Annotated in this window: 17 protein-coding genes; 2 read left to right on the forward strand and 15 right to left on the reverse strand. The window is 62.1% G+C overall.

Translation table 11 applies throughout. The features are described from left to right. The 8 genes from moaD to ACP15R_RS03300 form a co-directional block, all read right to left on the reverse strand. Complete coding sequence (moaD, locus tag ACP15R_RS03265) at positions 1-246, reverse strand: molybdopterin converting factor subunit 1 (RefSeq protein ID WP_424984943.1); 246 nt, start codon at positions 244-246, stop codon at positions 1-3. Further along, positions 246-911, reverse strand: a complete 666-nt coding sequence (gene pgsA / locus ACP15R_RS03270) for a CDP-diacylglycerol--glycerol-3-phosphate 3-phosphatidyltransferase (RefSeq protein ID WP_424984944.1) — start codon at positions 909-911, stop codon at positions 246-248. The genes moaD and pgsA overlap by 1 nt, the downstream gene beginning before the upstream one ends. 97 nt (positions 912-1,008) lie before the next feature. Next, positions 1,009-2,889 carry an excinuclease ABC subunit UvrC gene (gene uvrC, locus ACP15R_RS03275; RefSeq protein ID WP_424984945.1) on the reverse strand — a complete coding sequence of 627 codons (1,881 nt, stop codon included), beginning with the start codon at positions 2,887-2,889 and terminating at the stop codon, positions 1,009-1,011. A gap of 293 nt (positions 2,890-3,182) precedes the next feature. Then, positions 3,183-3,962: an SDR family oxidoreductase gene (locus tag ACP15R_RS03280; protein WP_424984946.1), complete on the reverse strand. Its 780-nt coding sequence runs from the start codon at positions 3,960-3,962 to the stop codon at positions 3,183-3,185. Between the two features lie 26 nt (positions 3,963-3,988). Further along, positions 3,989-4,936, reverse strand: coding sequence for a calcium/sodium antiporter (locus ACP15R_RS03285; RefSeq protein ID WP_424984947.1), 948 nt, complete (start codon positions 4,934-4,936; stop codon positions 3,989-3,991). A gap of 168 nt (positions 4,937-5,104) precedes the next feature. Further along, positions 5,105-5,830 carry a S49 family peptidase gene (locus ACP15R_RS03290; RefSeq protein ID WP_424984948.1) on the reverse strand — a complete coding sequence of 242 codons (726 nt, stop codon included), beginning with the start codon at positions 5,828-5,830 and terminating at the stop codon, positions 5,105-5,107. 206 nt (positions 5,831-6,036) lie between these two features. Beyond that, positions 6,037-6,798, reverse strand: a complete 762-nt coding sequence (locus ACP15R_RS03295) for an ABC transporter permease (RefSeq protein WP_424984949.1) — start codon at positions 6,796-6,798, stop codon at positions 6,037-6,039. Next, on the reverse strand, positions 6,795-7,724 hold the full coding sequence (locus ACP15R_RS03300) for an ABC transporter ATP-binding protein (protein ID WP_424984950.1): 930 nt from the start codon (positions 7,722-7,724) through the stop codon (positions 6,795-6,797). Before ACP15R_RS03300 ends, ACP15R_RS03295 begins: the two co-directional genes overlap by 4 nt. A gap of 295 nt (positions 7,725-8,019) precedes the next feature. On the opposite strand from ACP15R_RS03300, the gene ACP15R_RS03305 reads away from it, so the two are divergent. Further along, positions 8,020-8,760: a helix-turn-helix domain-containing protein gene (locus ACP15R_RS03305; RefSeq protein WP_424984951.1), complete on the forward strand. Its 741-nt coding sequence runs from the start codon at positions 8,020-8,022 to the stop codon at positions 8,758-8,760. Here the strand turns inward: ACP15R_RS03305 and ACP15R_RS03310 are convergent. The 3 genes from ACP15R_RS03310 to ACP15R_RS03320 all read right to left on the reverse strand — a co-directional run bounded on the left by ACP15R_RS03310 (position 8,743) and on the right by ACP15R_RS03320 (position 11,088). Continuing rightward, positions 8,743-9,423, reverse strand: a complete 681-nt coding sequence (locus ACP15R_RS03310) for a hypothetical protein (protein ID WP_424984952.1) — start codon at positions 9,421-9,423, stop codon at positions 8,743-8,745. The two genes, ACP15R_RS03305 and ACP15R_RS03310, sit on opposite strands and share 18 nt — an antisense overlap. A gap of 357 nt (positions 9,424-9,780) precedes the next feature. Beyond that, positions 9,781-10,539 (reverse strand): EcsC family protein, encoded by a 759-nt coding sequence (locus ACP15R_RS03315; RefSeq protein ID WP_424984953.1) that lies wholly within the window; start codon positions 10,537-10,539, stop codon positions 9,781-9,783. Positions 10,540-10,596: 57 nt separating this feature from the next. Continuing rightward, positions 10,597-11,088 carry a GNAT family N-acetyltransferase gene (locus ACP15R_RS03320; protein ID WP_424984954.1) on the reverse strand — a complete coding sequence of 164 codons (492 nt, stop codon included), beginning with the start codon at positions 11,086-11,088 and terminating at the stop codon, positions 10,597-10,599. 80 nt (positions 11,089-11,168) lie between these two features. Between ACP15R_RS03320 and ACP15R_RS03325 the strand changes: the two genes are divergently transcribed. After that, positions 11,169-11,774 carry a flavin reductase family protein gene (locus tag ACP15R_RS03325; protein ID WP_424984955.1) on the forward strand — a complete coding sequence of 202 codons (606 nt, stop codon included), beginning with the start codon at positions 11,169-11,171 and terminating at the stop codon, positions 11,772-11,774. A 122-nt stretch (positions 11,775-11,896) separates the two neighbouring features. On the opposite strand, the gene ACP15R_RS03330 is transcribed toward ACP15R_RS03325, so the two are convergent. The 4 genes from ACP15R_RS03330 to clpX all read right to left on the reverse strand — a co-directional run bounded on the left by ACP15R_RS03330 (position 11,897) and on the right by clpX (position 17,056). Continuing rightward, positions 11,897-13,471 (reverse strand): SulP family inorganic anion transporter, encoded by a 1,575-nt coding sequence (locus tag ACP15R_RS03330; RefSeq protein ID WP_424985245.1) that lies wholly within the window; start codon positions 13,469-13,471, stop codon positions 11,897-11,899. Between the two features lie 289 nt (positions 13,472-13,760). Then, on the reverse strand, positions 13,761-15,317 hold the full coding sequence (locus ACP15R_RS03335; RefSeq protein ID WP_424984956.1) for an AMP-binding protein: 1,557 nt from the start codon (positions 15,315-15,317) through the stop codon (positions 13,761-13,763). 91 nt (positions 15,318-15,408) lie between these two features. Continuing rightward, complete coding sequence (locus tag ACP15R_RS03340; RefSeq protein ID WP_424984957.1) at positions 15,409-15,780, reverse strand: RidA family protein; 372 nt, start codon at positions 15,778-15,780, stop codon at positions 15,409-15,411. 4 nt (positions 15,781-15,784) lie between these two features. After that, positions 15,785-17,056 carry an ATP-dependent Clp protease ATP-binding subunit ClpX gene (gene clpX, locus ACP15R_RS03345; RefSeq protein WP_424984958.1) on the reverse strand — a complete coding sequence of 424 codons (1,272 nt, stop codon included), beginning with the start codon at positions 17,054-17,056 and terminating at the stop codon, positions 15,785-15,787. Positions 17,057-17,212 lie beyond the last annotated feature (156 nt).

The following is a 17,212-nucleotide window of genomic DNA, read 5'->3' on the forward strand; positions in this document are numbered from 1 at the left end:
CTAGCCCCCGGTCATCGGTGGAAAGAACGCCACCTCGCGCGCACCGGAGATCGGCGCATCGAAATCGGACAGTTCCTGATCGATAGCCACGCGCAGGGCCGAGAGATCCGCGAATGCCGCCTCATAGCGTTCCTCGCGGCGGCTCAGCTCGGCCACAAGTTCGGCCACGGTGGTCGCGTCGGTCTCGACCTGTTCACGCGGCAGGCCGATGCGTTCGCGCACCCATGCAAAATAGAGCACATCCATCAACGTACCTCCTTGAGAAAGGGCAGCGCCTTGCGCAGGTAATCCATCCCCGTCACCAATGTCAGCGCCGCCGCCAGCCACAACAGCCACAGCCCGGCGCGTTCGGCCCATTCCATCGCCGTCGCCTTCCAGCGCAGCCCGTTGGGGTCCGCGCCACCGCCGGCTAGGGTCTCGGCAACCACCTGCGGATCCAGCCCCGCCAGGGACAGCCCGAGATAATGCTCGAATATGCCTTGCAGGAACAGCACCGCGATGGCGACCATTTGCGTCGTGGTTTTCCACTTGGCGAGATTGGTCACCTTGAGCGTGCCCGCCGTATCACCCAGATATTCGCGCAGTCCCGAAACGAACACCTCGCGAAACAGGATCACGGTCGCCGGCAGCACCAGCCATGGCGACATCGAGGAAAACCCGACAATGACCATCAGGGCAATGATCACCATCGCCTTGTCGGCAATCGGGTCCAGCATCGCGCCGATCTTGGTTTCCTGTTTCCACGCCCGCGCCAGATACCCATCCACCCAGTCGGTGAGCGAGGCGCTGACAAACAGCAACAGCGCGAACCAGTCCGCATAGGGCCGTTGGAAATACAGGAACATGACCGCAAGCCCCGGTGCCGCAAGCAACCGCAGGATGGTCAGGATATTTGGCAGGTTCCACGTCATGAGCGAACCCTACATCGCGGGTATGGAACATAAAAGCGCATGTTCGTTCGATTTGACCGGGCCGGCGGAAATCGCCCGCCCGCGCACCGCGCCCGGCCTAGCCCTTGTCATGAAAGAAATAATAGATCGTTTCCGCCAGGGCGCCGGAAATCCCGTCAACCGCCTTGAGATCGTTCAGATTGGCGCGGCTGACGGCCTTGGCGCTGCCGAAATGCGCCAGCAATGCCCGTTTGCGGGTCGCGCCCACGCCCGGCACCTCGTCCAGCGGCGTGGCCCCCACCGCCTTGGCGCGCTTGGCCCTGTGGGTGCCGATGGCAAAGCGGTGCGCCTCGTCGCGCAGCCGCTGCACGAAATACAGAACCGGATCGTTGTGGCGCAGCGCAAAGGGGCGCGCGCCGACACGGTGGAACTCTTCCTTGCCGTGATCGCGGTCAACCCCCTTGGCGACCCCCACCATGGGTATGTCCTCGACCCCGTGGCTGCGCATGATTTCGGCCACCGCGCTCACCTGCCCGGCACCACCGTCGATCAGCAACAGGTCGGGCCACTGCCCCTTCTGGCGATCCGGGTCTTCTTTCAACAACCGCGAGAACCGGCGATGCAACACTTCTTTCATCATGCCGAAATCATCGCCCGGCGTCAGGTCATCGCCCCGGATGTTGAACTTGCGATAGCTGTTCTTCATGAACCCGTCCGGCCCCGCCACGATCATCCCGCCGACCGCGTTGGTCCCCTGGATATGGCTGTTGTCATAGACCTCGATCCGCTGAGGCGGTCCATCAAGGTCAAACGCCTCGGCCAGCCCGCGCAACAGCTTGGCCTGTGTCGCGCTCTCGGACATGCGACGGGCCAGCGACTCGCGGGCATTGCGCAGCGCCCCGGAAATCAGCTCGGCCTTTTCCCCGCGCTGCGGCACCAGGATGTCGACCTTGCGCCCGGCCTTTTCCGACAGCGCCTCGCACATGAGATCGGCGTTTTCGATCCCGTCCGACAGGATCAGCTGCCGGGGCGGCTCCTTGTTGTCATAGAACTGGCCGACAAAGGCCTCCATGACCTCGGCCGCCGACACATCCGCACCAATGCGCGGATAGAAATCCTTGTTGCCCCAGTTCTGGTTGGCGCGGATGAAAAACACCTGCACACAGGCCTGCCCGCCATCCATGTGCAATGCAATGACATCCGCCTCGGCGACGCCGCGGGGGTTGATCCCCTGGGTCGACTGTACCTGAGTCAGTGCGCGGATACGGTCACGCAGCGCCGCCGCGCGTTCGAATTCCATCGCATCCGACGCCGCGGTCATCTGCTCAGCCAGCTCCTCCTGCACCCGCGTCGAGCGCCCTGACAGGAACAGTTCGGCATCGCGCACGCTCTCGCCATAATCGGCCTCCGAGATCAGCCCGACACAGGGCCCCGAGCACCGCTTGATCTGGTAGAGCAGGCAGGGCCGCGTGCGCCCTTCAAAGGTCGCATCCGAACAGTTGCGCAACAGGAACGCCTTTTGCAGCTGGTTCAGCGTGCGATTGACCGCGCCCGCATTGGCAAAGGGGCCGAAATAGGCACCTTTTTCCTTTTTTGCGCCACGGTGTTTCTTGATCTGTGCAAAGGCATGGTCGCGCGCCACGAGGATGTTGGGAAAGCTCTTGTCGTCGCGCAGCAGCACATTGTATTTCGGCTTGAGTTGCTTGATCAGGTTCTGCTCGAGCAACAGCGCCTCGGTTTCCGTGCGGGTCGTCAGGAACATCATGCTGGCGGTTTCGCGGATCATCCGGTCGATCCGCCCGCTATGCGCGGCACTGGGCCGGGAATAGTTCGACACCCGCGCCCTGAGATTGCGCGCCTTGCCGACATAGAGCACCCGGCTCTCGGAATCCAGCATCCGATAGACACCGGGCGAGGTGTCCAGCGTTCTCAGATACCCCTGAATACGCGCATACCCGGTCAGCGCCGGTGTCTCTGGTTGTACGGTGTCGTCAGTCATGAGCTATACCTATGATTCTCTGCATCCGGCTGCAATCTTGACCGGGCTAGATCAACCCTGAACAAATCCACGGATTGTGTGGATAAGTCTGGAGATATCTTTGGGGTACAGGGAAATTTCCCTTAGTTTCGGCTGCTTTCGCTGAAATGACTAATATTTGAGCAGATATTCAAGCCACTGTAATCAAATGAAACTTTTTGCCAAACTACGCAAGTTAATGATATTTAACACAAATTTGTGACAGCCAGGTAACGCCAGCATGACCAGTGCAAAACTTGCATCGCCAATGACGGTTACTCGACGCCCAGTACGTCCGGCGTGCGCCATCCAAGGTGCTGTCCGCCATCGACGCAAAGCAGTTGTCCGGTCACCGCAGGCGCATCCAGAAAGTAGCCGAGCGCCGCCGTGATGTCGCCCGGATTGGCCCCGCGTTCGAGGATCGTTGCCGCCCGCTGCGCCGCGAAATGGACCTCGGACTGGCGTTCGCCCTGCAAGGTCGGGCCGGGGCCGATGGCGTTCACGCGGATCGTCGGGGCCAGTGCCCGCGAAGCCGTCTGGGTCAAGGCCCACAGCCCCATCTTGGCCAGCGTATAGGTCATGAATTCGGGCGTCAGCTTGCGCACCCGTTCGTCGATCATGTTGACGACCAGCCCCGAGGCCACGGGCTCGCCCGCATCATCGGTGGCCGGCGTCATACCTTGTGCGGCCATCGCCTGAATCAGAACAAAGGGGGCCCGCAGGTTGCTGTCCATATGCCGATCCCACCCGACGCGCGTCGCGGTGTGGATATTGTCATACTCAAAGATTGACGCGTTGTTGACAAGGCAGGTCACCGCCCCGCCCAACGCCTCGGCAGCCGCCGGCAGCAACGCATGGGTCTGCTCCTCGTCCAGCAGGTCGGCCCCAAGCGCCACGGCCCTGCGCCCCTTGGCCCGTATCTCGGCGACCACGGCCTCGGCCGCATCCGCCGACCGGGCATAATGCACGGCGACATCGTGACCCCGATCGGCAAGGTACAGGGCCATCGCCCGCCCAAGCCGCTTTCCGGCGCCGGTGACTAGACTGCGTGGCATGGATGTCCTTTCGCGAAAGCGGCCCGTCAGGTCAGGATCGCGATGACATAGATCGCATAGAGCGCGGTCAGCGCGATCCCCCAGAGGCGGGTGATGTTGACGTTGAAAAACACGAAGGGAAACAACAGCAACGACGCGCCCAGCATGACCCAGAGGTCGAAATTCAGGAATTCGGGATCAACCGGGATATCGCCAAAGAAGGTGGCAATGCCGACGATGGCCAGCAGGTTGAACATGTTCGACCCGATGACGTTGCCAAGCGCGACATCCGCCTGTCGCCGCAGCGCCGCCATCACCGTGGTGGCCAGTTCCGGCAGCGACGTGCCGACCGCAACCAGGGTCAGGCCGATCACCGTATCGCTGACCCCATAGGCCTGTGCGATCAGCGATGCGTTCTCGACCAGCAGATGCGCCCCCAGCGGCAGGCCGACAAGGCCCAGCACGAGATACAGGCCGACGCGCCAATAGGGCATGTCGGGATCGGCCTCTTCGATCTCTTCCAGCTGGTCCGGCACACCGCAGGCGCGATGGGCGCGGGCGTCACGCATCATGTCAAACAGCACCACGGCCAGCATCGCCAACAGGATCAGGCCGGTGGCAAGGGTAAAGATGCCAAGAAAGGCAAGCCCGATAAACACCAGCGACGCCAGGATCATCAGGACATAGTTCTTGCGGCTGTCGCATTCGCTGGTGTGCAGCGTGGTCAACAACGCCGGAATACCCAGCACCAGCAGGATATTGGCGGTGTTCGATCCGACCACGTTGCCAAGCGCGATGCCGGGCGCGTTGTCCTTGACCGCGCTGATCGCGATCAGCAGCTCAGGCGCCGACGTGCCAAAGGCCACGATGGTCAGGCTGACGATCAGGGCGGGCACCCCGAGCCGCAGGCTGAGATTGACCGCGCCGCGCACCAGCGCATCCCCTGCCAGCAGGAGAATGACCAGCCCCAGAAGCGACAAGAGCCAGGGCGTCATCCGCGTCCTCCATGTCCACAGGTACAGGGCCCCTTGCCGATCCGAAAGCGGCCACAGGAGGGGCATTTTGCCGATGCGATCCGATCGGCACCCGGCAGCCGCAGCTTACCGAACATGGCGAGCACGCCCATGCCGATCAGGAACAGGAGAACGATCTTGATGATCAAATCAGAGACCAAAACGCGCAAAAGCCGCGCGCTCCTCGATACCGGCCACCGCGTCATCCACCACCTGTGCCCCGAAACGGGACAGGAAGGGGCGACGCATCTCGTGGCGGCGGAATTTCACCTTGTCACCGAAACGGGCCTTCATCTTGGGTTTCAGATGCCCGATGCCGTCAATCAGCCCAAGGTCCGTGGCGCGACGCGCCAGCCAGATTTCACCGGTGAACAGATCCTTGGTGGTGTCGAGCTTCTGCCCCCGCCGGGCTTTGACATGGGCGATGAAATTGTCGTGGATATCCCCGAGGATCACCCGCAGCCGCGCCACGTCTTCCTCGTTTTCCGGACGGAACGGATCCAGCATGGATTTGGACTTGCCAGCGGTATAGACCCGCCGCTCGATCCCCTGCCGCGCGAGAAAGACCTGCGCACCAAAGCCAGCCGAGATCACGCCGATCGACCCCAGGACCGAGCTTTCATCGGCCCAGATTTCATCCGCCGCCGCCGCCAGCCAATAGCCGCCGGATGCGGCGACATCCTCGACAAAGGCAACGACCGGCACCTTGGTTTCCTCGGACAGCCGCCGGATGCGCGCCCCGATCAACGAAGATTGCACCGGCGAACCACCGGGCGAATTGATCTCGAGCGCCACCATGTCGGGCTTGCCACGACGGAACGCCCTTTCCAGGATCGGAGCCAGCGCGTGATCGTTGAGCGACCGGCGACCAGCCATGCCGATGGCACCGTGCAAGCGGACCACCGAAACGAGGGGCGGCTTTTTCAGAAAAGGAATGCGAAGGTTCATGCAGCCGATGTAGAGCGCCACCCGCCGACAAACAAGATGCCTGTCCGAACAGAACCGCACCGCACCGCCAATTCACGCGACGTCGGGCAAATTTGCCACGTCATCCCGCCGTCATAATCGCCTGGGTTGAGCGGTCAACTGCGAATGCGCCAGCCGGTTTTGAAGATCCACCAGATCAGCCCGAGACACAGCAGGGTAAAGCCCGAAATCGCCAGCAGGCTCAGCGCCACGGGCACATCCGCGGTGCCAAAGAACGACCAGCGGAACCCTGAAATCAGGTAGACCACCGGGTTGAACAGGGTGATCGTCTGCCACACCGGCGGCAGCATCGAGATCGAATAGAACGACCCGCCCAGAAAAATCAGCGGCGTCACGATCAGCAGCGGCACCAGTTGCAATTGCTCGAAATTTCCCGCCCAGATGCCGATGATGAACCCCATCAGCGCAAAGCTGACGCAAGTCAGGAGCAGGAACAGCACCATCGCCAGCGGATGCTGGATCGACAGGTCCACGAAAAACGACGCGGTCAACAGGATCACCACCCCGATGAACAACGCCTTGGTCGCCGCCGCCCCGACAAAGCCCAGCACGATTTCAATAAAATTGACCGGTGCGGAGAGCAGCTCATAGATCGTGCCGGTGAACTTGGGAAAAAAGATGCCAAACGCCGCGTTCGAGATACCTTGGGTGATGACCGACAACATGACCAGCCCCGGCACGATGAACGCGCCATAGCTGACCCCTTCGACCTCCTGGATCCGGCTGCCGATGGCGGCACCAAAGACCACGAAATACAGTGACGTGGACAATACCGGCGACAGGAAGCTCTGCATCAACGTGCGAAAGAAACGCATCATTTCAAAGCGGTATATGGCTCCGACGGCTGACAGGTTCATGAGGCGTCTCCCTTGACCAAATCGACAAAGATCTCTTCGAGGCTGCTCTGCCGGGTCTGCACATCGCGCAGCGACAGCCCCGCTTCGGCGATCCCGTTCAGCAACCCGGTGATGCCGGTACGCGGCCCGTTGATGTCATAGCTGTAGATCAGCGCGTCGCCGGTCTCGCCCAGTTCCAGGTCGAAATCCGCAAGCGGAACCGGGATGCTGTCGATCCGCTCGTTCAACTGAACCTCGAGCTGTTTGCGGCCCATCCGCGCCATCAGCGCGCCTTTTTCCTCGACCAACAGCAATTCGCCGCGCGTGATCACCCCGATCCGGTCGGCGATCGCCTCGGCCTCTTCGATGTAATGCGTCGTCAGGATGATCGTGACCCCGTCCGCCTTGAGGTCAGCAACCGTGTCCCACATGTCCTTGCGCAGTTCCACGTCGACCCCGGCGGTGGGTTCATCCAGGAACAGCACGCGCGGCTCGTGGCTCAGCGCCTTGGCGATCAGGACCCGGCGTTTCATCCCGCCCGACAGGGTGGTGATCTGGTTGTCCTTCTTGTCCCACAGGCTCAGCGTGCGCAGCACTTTTTCAAGATGCGCATCGTCGCGCGGCTTGCCGAACAGCCCACGGGAGAACCGCACCGAGTTCATCACCGTTTCAAACGGTTGCAGGTTGACCTCTTGCGGCACCAGCCCGATCAACGACCGTGCGCCGCGGAATTCGGTGACGATGTCATAGCCGCCCACGGTCACCGACCCGGCGCTTGGCGTGGTGATGCCGCAGACCGTCGAGATCAAGGTTGTCTTGCCCGCCCCATTGGGACCGAGCAGCGCGAGGATCTCGCCCTGTTCGATGTCAAGGCTGACCCCCTTGAGCGCCTGGAACCCGCCGTCATAGGTCTTTTGCAGGTCGCGAATGGACAGGATTGTCGACATGGTCTCTCTGCTTTCATGTGCCCTGAAAGCGCGCAGACTAACCGCAGGGTCAAACCGGTGCCAGAGCCGGAATGCACAATGCCCTGCGCGCCAGTGCAGAGCGCCGCGCAGGCAATCCGGTGCCGGTTTGCCAGATCGTGGACAGTGTATGTTGACTCCGATCCAGAAGCCGCAAATACACCGGATCGTTCATGCGATGGATCAACACGGATCCGCGTGATGGATTTTGCGGTTGCGGCCAAACCAAAATATTATACCCTCGAACACAATTAAGTACGATCGGACGTTCTTTCCCATGAGCCTTTTTCATGACCGCATTGCCAGCGCCATCGACGCCTCCAAGAAATACGGTGGCAATCGCGCGCAATTGTCCCGCGCCCTGGACATGAGTCCGAACTATGTGTCGACCATGCTCAGCACCAAGGCCTCGCCAAGTTTCGACATCTCCGTCAAGCTGGCGCGCGAGCTGGAAGTCTCGCTGGCCTATCTCGCCGGGAGCACCTCGCAGCCGTTTGACGTGACCGACCTAGGCAATGACGGGCCGATCACCGAACAGGCGATGAAGTTCTTTGACCAGATCGCCGGAAGCCTGCGGGAAGCCGCCAGCATGCGCGGACAGGAGCCGACGGTTGATGACATGATGCAGCGCTGGTTCAAATATGGCCGGCAGCTGAGCGGATTTGACAAGATCATGGAGTGGTTCGACCTTTACCGGGCACCGGGGGACCGCTCGAACCGGATCGAAGTCCTGCGCATGGGAACCAACAGCCTGTCGGCCCGCACCCTGGGTGTTGCCGACAGGAAATCGCTGCAATACGCGCTGGACGAAGTGCGCGACAGCGACCTGCAAAAGCGCCTGTTATGCGCCTATCGCCGAGCCGCCGAAGGCCAACCGGTTCTCAGCGAAGAAGCGTTGAACGTGCTGGCCCCCGGTCATGCCGAGCAAATCCGGCTCGATTATATCCGGCTGTTGCTGCCGGTGGCTTCGGACACCGACGGAGACGTGATCATCAGCTATTCAAAGCCGCTCCGGTGACCGGATAAACGCCTCGGCCATATAGGCCAGGTCACGCCGGCTGGTCATGACACAATACTCGGTATTCTCGCGCGGAGACGGTGGATCGACCCAGAACTGGGCATCGGGGATGTAGCGGTTGAACCCATAGTGATACCCCCCGCCCCGGCGCACATCGTCTTCGCGCAGAAAGGCATAGGTCCAGTCCGGGTTCCATTTCAGCGCGGTGATCATATGCCCGATCAGGACAAAGCGGCGCACCGTCTTGAGCGACCGCCCCGCCGCGCGCGAAAAATGCAGATCGCCGAAATAGGCCAGCCGCCCCTTGAGTTCGCGCTCAAGCGGCGGGGCGACCTGTGTGACCATCTCGACCTCACCGTTGCCATATTGCCGGCGCATGGTGCGCCGCCAGTATTCGGTGATGCTGCCATCGCCCAGATCATCCAGCCGCGCCCCCGCGAGCGCGACGGTCTCACCATCCTTTTCAAGCCGCAGCCAGAAACAGTTCTCGCCGGTGAAATCGTTGAAAAACGGCGACATCTTGGGCGTCAGATAGGGTTTTCCAATGGATTCGATAATCTTGGGCACCCGGTCGAAATCCTGTTCGACGAGCACAACCAAGCCATCGCGCAGCAGCTTTTCCCGGCAGATCGCGATCAACTCTGCCTTTTCGTATTCTCCCATATACCCCTCGTCTCGTCGGATCAGTCCTTGCGGTTTTAGGGCTCTTTTATCTGCGGCCCATACTTGCAATCGGGCCGCCTTGGGACTTCCCGGAGATAAACCCTTATGGGTCAGATATGTGTGCCCTTGGGTTCGCCTGTTCTGGCGACCCGCTCTCCGGCCCTGTGCGACACGTTGCCTTGCGTTATCCCATTCACAACCACAGGAGCAACAAGACAACTGGTTAACATTGCGCTGATTTCGGTCAAAGCAGCAGATATGCCACGGCCCGCGTGATGCGCTGCCCGTTGTCTGGACATGGCATCGCCAGCGGTCCGGGCCGGTTGCCCGCGCCGTGCGACCGGCCCGAGCAGAGGTTCAGGACAATCGCCCCTGCATCCGTTGACCCAGCCTGCGAACCAGCTCTTGCTCGGCGATATCGCTGTTGATCGCCAGCCGGCGCAGGCCAAAATGCACGTGGGCAATTTGTTGATAATACTCGGTATAGACATAGTTGGTGGTCGCCCCCGCCACCGCGCCCAGGACCGGTACGGTCTGCGCCGCCAGTTTCTGGCCAAGCACGGTGGCCAGCCTGGGTGCCACCGCCGCGATCAGCTTGTGCATCGCACCCCCCGTGAGGGTGAGGCGCAGCGACACAAAGCCAAGGTCGGCCCCGTCATCCGCCGCGAGCGGTCCGGCGGCGGCAAAGACCCGGATACAGTCGAACTGCACATTCTCGGCACTTGGGTCAAACCCGTGCTCGGCCGCAACCCCCTGGATCGCGCGCAGCAATACCGTCGTGGTTGCAGGCAATTCGACCAACGCCGAGGGCAGGCCGCCAAATCCACCGGCGGCCCCCATGGCCGTGGTCATCGCCGTATTGACCCAGGCCTTTTGGTCAGGCACCGCCATGCGCGAGCTCTGGGCCGCCTGCATCGCCAGCGTCAGCGCCCGCTGCGTGGCATCGCCAAGATTGTTGCGCACCGGGGCGGGCAGGCGATCAAGCAGCGACTCGGCCTTGCCGCCCAGCAGGTTGAGCATCCGCACCCCGATGCCGCTGGCGGCGCGATAGGTCTCGGCCAGACGGTCCAGTTCGGCATCGACATCCACGGGTTCGACGATTTCAATATCTGCCATCTCCACTCCTCTGCGGGCGTGTTCACAAGATCGGCACTCGTCTTGGGGTTTTCAATGTCAGCCCTCGCTCCAGCGCGTGACTTCACCTCGCACCCCGTCCCATGCCCCGTCCCGGATCGCCTGCCCCAGCACCCGGTCGGGGTTGGTCGGCGGCGGCATGATGACATCGCTCAGCAGTTCAAAGCCAAAGCGCGAGTAATACGGGTAATCGCCCACCAGCATCACCCGGTCCCAGCCATTTGCCGACGCGGCGGCAAGCGAGTCGCGGATCAGGACACCGCCCAGCCCCTCGCCCTGGTGGGTGGGGTGTACCGCCACCGGCCCGAGCAGCAGAACCGCCGCGCCACCGACCCGCACCGGCCAGTACCGGATGGCACCGGCGAGGATCCCCGCCTCGTCGCGGGCAACCAGCGACAACCCGGCAACCGGCGGAATGTCATCTCGCAATCGGTAGGACGACAGCGCCTCGCGTCCGGGTGCAAAGCAGAGATCATACAGCGCCTCGACTTCCCACCAATCCTGCCCGGTTTCCGGTTTCAGCTCAATCACGCGATCATCCCAACGGCGGTATGTGGTGGCATTCGCCCTAACACGCCGCTAGGTCTGGGGCAAACACTCGGAGTTGCCCCATGTTCTATCGCCCCCAGGACGGCCACGGTCTGCCGCACAACCCGTTCAACGCCATCGTTACGCCGCGCCCAATCGGCTGGATATCCAGCCGCGCGCCGGACGGCACCAACAACCTCGCGCCCTATTCGTTTTTCAACGCTGTGGCCTATGTCCCGCCGCAGGTGATGTTCTCGTCCACCAGCAGCAAACCGGATCAGGATGGCACCAAGGACAGCGTCGCCAACATCGCCGCGACCGGTGTGTTCTGTGTCAATATCGTCGAATTCGCCATGCGCGATGCGATGAACGTCACCTCGGGAAGCGTTGGCAAAGAGGTGGATGAATTCGAGACCGCGGGCCTGACCTCCATCGAGTGCGAAACTATTCCATGCGCCCGCGTCGCGGGCGCGCCGGCATCGCTGGAATGCAAGCTGACCCAGATTGTCGACCTGCCGGGGCAATCCAACCGCCTTGTTCTGGGCGAGGTTGTCGGCGTCCACATGCGCGACGATTGCATCCGCGATGGCCGCTTCGACATCACGACATTCAAACCGCTGACCCGCCTGGGATACCGTGACTATAGCCAGGTGAGCGAGCTGTTCGAACTGAAACGCCCCGACGACTGAGCCCAAATCGGACCGGTATTCCCGGACGATGGCGATGCCCGGCGCTCGGGTCGAACAAAAAATGCCGCCCCCGCCTGGGGGCAGCATCGTATCAATTGCCGGCATTCGCGACCCTGCGGTGATCAGTGACCGCCCAGGATCCCGGTGCGTACGGAATAATCGACCGCCAGTTCGTAATCGGGATCATCGTCGCTATCGACAATCAGATGCCCCGCCTTGGTCAACAGCCTGTGGCAGTCGCGGCTCAGGTGGCGCAGCTTGATCTCCTTGCCGGCAGCGGCGTATTTCGCGGCAATCGCCTCGATGGCCTGAAGCGCCGATTGATCGACCACGCGGCTCTCGGCAAAGTCGATGATCACGTTTTTCGGGTCTTCCGCGACGGTGAACAGCTCGATGAACCCATCGGACGAGCCAAAGAACAGCGGCCCCTTGATCTCGTAGACCTTGGCACCCTGCTCGGTGACCGAGTCGCGCGTCACCGCGTGAATGCGGCGGGCGTTGTTCCAGGCATAAGCAAGGGCGCTGACGATCACCCCGACGACAACCGCCACGGCGAGGTCTTCCATCACGGTCACAACCGTTACCAGCAGGATCACGAACGCATCGGTCAATGGCACCTTGCGCAGGATGGTCAGGCTGTTCCAGGCAAAGGTTCCGATCACCACCATGAACATGACCCCGACCAGCGCGGCCAGCGGGATCAATTCGATCACCGGCGCCGCGAACAGGATGAACACCAGCAGGAACAGCGCCGCCGAAATGCCCGCGATCCGCGTACGCCCACCGGATTTCACGTTGATCATCGACTGGCCGATCATCGCACAGCCGCCCATGCCGCCGAAGAAACCGGTGACCGTGTTGGCTACGCCCTGTGCGATACATTCCTGCGACGCGCCGCCCCGCTTGCCGGTGATTTCCCCGACGAGGTTCAGGGTCAGCAGACTTTCGATAAGGCCGATCGCGGCAAGGATGACCGCATAAGGCAGAATGATTTCAAGGGTTTCAAGGTTCAGCGGCACCATCGGAATGTGGAACGGCGGCAGCCCGCCCTGGATTGATGCCAGATCGCCGACGCGCGGCACATCCAGCCCCATCGCGATCACCAGCGCCGCGACAACGCCGATTCCGGCCAGCGGCGCAGGCACGATACGGGTGACGCGCGGCACGATCCAGATGATCGCCATGGTCAGCGCCACGAGGCCCAGCATCATGTAAAGCTGCATCCCGCTCAGCCACTCGCCGCCCGACACTCCGTGACCGGTGTTTACCATGCTGCCCGGCACCTTGAACTGACCCATCTGCGCCAGAAAAATCACGATGGCCAGCCCGTTCACAAAGCCGAGCATCACCGGATGCGGCACGAGACGGATGAACTTGCCCCATTGCATGACCCCGGCAAATATCTGCAACAGCCCCATCAGGACCACGGTTGCAAAGAGGTATTCCACGCCGTGCTGCGCGACCAGCGCCACCATGACAACCGCAAGCGCCCCGGTCGCACCCGAGATCATGCCCGGCCGCCCACCGATCAGCGCCGTGATCAGCCCCACCAGGAACGCGGCATACAGCCCGACCAGCGGGTGAACCCCGGCGACAAAGGCAAAGGCCACGGCCTCGGGCACCAGTGCCAGCGCCACCGTCAAGCCCGACAGCAATTCGATGCGCAGGCGCGAGGGCGTCAGCCGTTCATCCGGCATCCATCTGAGGTCGGGCATGGCAATTCGGCTGGCGAATGCCGCCAAAGGGGCTTTGCGGGTCATCGGGGGTCCTGTCTCTATCGGGTCGTCAAGACGTTTCGGGGATGCGCCCAAACGCCTTCAATTTGTTTTGCATCCGGATCGGTTACGTGACGCCACAAAGGCGTGCCCGACATTTCGGCGAACAGCCCCACGGCAGAAAACATGCCTATTACACGCATCTTGCCCAAATAGCCATGCCATTGCCGGGGTGCCTGCCATGCACCCGGCGCATGGCGGGCGGGGCGGTTCAGCCCGCGAGCCTGTCTCTCAGCACCCGGCGCAGGATCTTGCCCGCGGCGGATTTCGGGATTTCGCTGACGATTTCCATCCGTTGAACCTGTTTATAGGGCGACAGGCGCCCCGCAAGGAAACCCTGCACGGTGCCAAGCGTCACCGTCGCATCCGCAACGGGAACCACAAATGCCATCGGCACCTCGCCCGCTTCGGCATCCGGCGCACCAACCACCGCAACGTCGGCAATCTCGGGATGGCTCAGCAATTCGGCCTCAAGTTCGGCCGGTGCCACCTGAAAGCCCTTGAACTTGATCAGTTCTTTCAGACGGTCGGTGATATAAAGATACCCGTCCGTGTCGAAATGGCCGATGTCGCCGGTATGCAACCACCCGTCTTGGTCCAGCGCCGCGGCCGTCGCCTCGGGATTGTTCAGATAGCCCTTCATGACCTGCGGCCCGCGCACCCACAATTCGCCCGATTGACCCGGCTCCAGATCCGCGCCGGTCTCGGTACTGACAATCCGGCATTCCGTGTTGGGTGCCGTCACGCCGGACGCCCCGGTGCGAGCCTGCCCGGGCGGCGTGAGATGGCTGACCGGGCTGAGTTCGGTCATGCCATAGCCCTGCGCCGCGACACAGTTCAGCCGCTTGCCCACCAATGCCGTCACCTCGCCCCCCAGCGGCGCGGCACCGGAATTGATGTATTCGACGGCCGACAGATCGTATTTGTCGACAATCGGATGTTTGGCCAGCGCAATGGCAATCGGTGGCACGATCCACATGCGCCGCGTGCGGTGTTTCGCGCACAGTTCGAGGAATTGCTCCAGATCGAACCGGGGCATCGTCACCAGGCCCGCTCCCGCTGCCAGATGCATGTTGATCAGCACCTGCATCCCGTAGATGTGAAAGAACGGCAGGAACGCGACCGAGAATTCCGCGCCCTCGATATCGGACACATGCAGGGTCTGATCGACATTCATCACCATCGAACGATGGGTCAGCATCACCCCCTTGGGCAACCCGGTTGTTCCCGAGGAATAGGGCAGCGCCAGCACATGCTCATCCAGATCAACTGGCGTCTGGACGTCCTGCGGCGGCCCCATCAACTCGCTCAGCGGGCGGGCATCCGGGGCCTCTCCGATCACGTAGATTTCGCTGACTTCGGTATCCCGGATGGCCGCGCGGGCGGTGTCGAGAAAGGGCGCGACCGTGATCAGGATCAACGCCCGGGCATTGCTCAGCTGGTGGCGGACCTCTTGCGCGGTATAGGTCGGGTTGATCGTGGTGATCGTGCCCCCGGCCCATGCAACCCCATGAAACACCACGCAATATTCTGGCAGGTTCGGCGCCATCAGCGCAACGCAGGCTCCCGCGCCCAGCCCCCTCGCGTTCAATCCCCCCGCCAGCGACTTGACGCCGCCGACAAACCGGCCAACCGTCACCTCGCGCCCGGTCGGCCCGTCGATCAGGATCACCCGGTCAGGATCATCGCCCAGCCCCTCGAACACCCGCTCGGTGATGCTCAGATCGCGGACCGAGACATCCGGAAAACGGCTCTTGATGATGGCCATGCGTACCCCTCCCAGATTGCCCGAGCCCGACACCCCGGGTCTGGCCTTCACGTTAGCGGCGGCAGGCGCGCGCTGGCAAGGGATCTGCACCTCAGCCGGAGATGTCGGGCAGCACGGCAGTCACTTCGATCTCGATGCGGTATTTCGGATCGATCAGCCCGCATTCGATCATCGTGGCGGCCGGCGGGTGTGCCCCAAATGTCTCGGACAGGATCGGCCAGCAGGGTTCGAATTCCGCGCGGTCCGGCAACATGTAGGTCACGCGCACCACATCGGCCAGGGTCGCCCCGGCCTCGTGCAGCGCGTTGGCGATGATCGCAAGCGCCGAGCGGCATTGGCTGACGACATCGTCGCCCTGCCCCACGGTGCCTGCCACATGCACAAAGCCGCCGGCAACGACGGCACGGCAATATCCCACCCGGCGCTCGAACTCGCCGCCGGAGGGAATACGTCGTATGGTCATGTGCCTAGCCCGCTGTGGCGGCAGGTTCCTTTTCCGCATCCGCATGGATCATCAGCGGAGCCGCTTCGGAACGCGCGGATTCCTCGTTGACGACAACCTTGGTCACGCTGTCCAGCCCCGGCAATTCGAACATCGTGTCCAGCAGGATGTCTTCGAGGATCGAGCGCAAGCCCCGCGCGCCGGTCTTGCGTTCGATGGCGCGCTTGGCAATCGCCATCAGGGCATCATCGGTGAACTGAAGTTCGGTATCCTCAAGCTCGAACAGGCGCTGATACTGTTTCACCAGCGCGTTCTTGGGCTTGGTCAGGATCGTGACCAGGGCATCCTGATCCAGGTCCTCCAGCGTCGCCAGAACCGGCAAACGTCCGACAAATTCCGGGATCAGGCCGAATTTCAACAGGTCCTCGGGCTCGAGATCGGTAAAGATCTCGCCGATGCCACGCTCGTCCTCGTCACGCACATCCGCGCCAAAGCCCATCGCGCTGCCCTTGCCGCGCTGTGCGATGATCTTGTCGAGGCCGGCAAAGGCACCGCCACAGATGAACAGGATATTGGTGGTGTCCACTTGCAGGAATTCCTGCTGCGGATGCTTGCGCCCGCCCTGCGGCGGAACGCTGGCCACGGTGCCTTCCATCAGCTTGAGCAACGCCTGCTGCACCCCCTCGCCCGACACGTCGCGGGTGATCGAGGGATTCTCGGACTTGCGGGTGATCTTGTCGACCTCGTCGATATAGACGATTCCACGCTGCGCGCGTTCGACATTATACTCGCTGGACTGCAACAGCTTGAGGATGATGTTCTCGACATCTTCGCCCACGTAACCGGCCTCGGTCAGGGTGGTGGCGTCGGCCATGGTGAACGGCACGTCGAGAATCCGCGCCAGGGTCTGCGCCAGCAGCGTCTTGCCGCAGCCGGTCGGCCCGATCAGCAGGATGTTGGACTTGGCCAGTTCGATATCGCTGCCAGCCTTTTGCGCGTGGTTCAGGCGCTTGTAGTGATTGTGCACCGCCACCGACAAAACGCGCTTGGCCATCGCCTGACCGATCACGTAATCGTCGAGCACCTCGCAGATGTCCTTGGGCGTCGGCACGCCATCCGTGGCCTTGAGCCCGGAGGCCTTGGTCTCTTCGCGGATGATGTCCATGCACAGTTCGACGCATTCATCACAGATGAAGACGGTCGGGCCCGCGATCAGCTTACGCACCTCATGCTGGCTCTTGCCGCAAAAGCTGCAATAAAGCGTATTCTTGCTGTCGCCGTTTGAGTTCGTTGCCATGATCAACCTTTCCGGCTTCGATTTTCAACGTCGCCCCGTCTTTGACAGGGCATATTCACCCACCTCGCGGCAGCTTAGGACAGCGCAAAGGGCATCACAATCGTAAATCGTGCCCTTGTCGCCCCGTCGGGGGCGGCGCCGTCCCGTTGCCCGAAA

Source organism: Microbulbifer sp. S227A, from assembly GCF_049800935.1.

Coding starts and splice junctions, on each gene's coding strand:
- moaD (WP_424984943.1), bottom strand. CDS start 246: ATGGATGTGCTCTATTTTGCATGGGTGCGCGAACGCATCGGCCTGCCG.
- pgsA (WP_424984944.1), bottom strand. CDS start 911: ATGACGTGGAACCTGCCAAATATCCTGACCATCCTGCGGTTGCTTGCG.
- uvrC (WP_424984945.1), bottom strand. CDS start 2,889: ATGACTGACGACACCGTACAACCAGAGACACCGGCGCTGACCGGGTAT.
- ACP15R_RS03280 (WP_424984946.1), bottom strand. CDS start 3,962: ATGCCACGCAGTCTAGTCACCGGCGCCGGAAAGCGGCTTGGGCGGGCG.
- ACP15R_RS03285 (WP_424984947.1), bottom strand. CDS start 4,936: ATGACGCCCTGGCTCTTGTCGCTTCTGGGGCTGGTCATTCTCCTGCTG.
- ACP15R_RS03290 (WP_424984948.1), bottom strand. CDS start 5,830: ATGGCTGGTCGCCGGTCGCTCAACGATCACGCGCTGGCTCCGATCCTG.
- ACP15R_RS03295 (WP_424984949.1), bottom strand. CDS start 6,798: ATGAACCTGTCAGCCGTCGGAGCCATATACCGCTTTGAAATGATGCGT.
- ACP15R_RS03300 (WP_424984950.1), bottom strand. CDS start 7,724: ATGTCGACAATCCTGTCCATTCGCGACCTGCAAAAGACCTATGACGGC.
- ACP15R_RS03305 (WP_424984951.1), top strand. CDS start 8,020: ATGAGCCTTTTTCATGACCGCATTGCCAGCGCCATCGACGCCTCCAAG.
- ACP15R_RS03310 (WP_424984952.1), bottom strand. CDS start 9,423: ATGGGAGAATACGAAAAGGCAGAGTTGATCGCGATCTGCCGGGAAAAG.
- ACP15R_RS03315 (WP_424984953.1), bottom strand. CDS start 10,539: ATGGCAGATATTGAAATCGTCGAACCCGTGGATGTCGATGCCGAACTG.
- ACP15R_RS03325 (WP_424984955.1), top strand. CDS start 11,169: ATGTTCTATCGCCCCCAGGACGGCCACGGTCTGCCGCACAACCCGTTC.
- ACP15R_RS03330 (WP_424985245.1), bottom strand. CDS start 13,471: ATGCCGGATGAACGGCTGACGCCCTCGCGCCTGCGCATCGAATTGCTG.
- ACP15R_RS03335 (WP_424984956.1), bottom strand. CDS start 15,317: ATGGCCATCATCAAGAGCCGTTTTCCGGATGTCTCGGTCCGCGATCTG.
- ACP15R_RS03340 (WP_424984957.1), bottom strand. CDS start 15,780: ATGACCATACGACGTATTCCCTCCGGCGGCGAGTTCGAGCGCCGGGTG.
- clpX (WP_424984958.1), bottom strand. CDS start 17,056: ATGGCAACGAACTCAAACGGCGACAGCAAGAATACGCTTTATTGCAGC.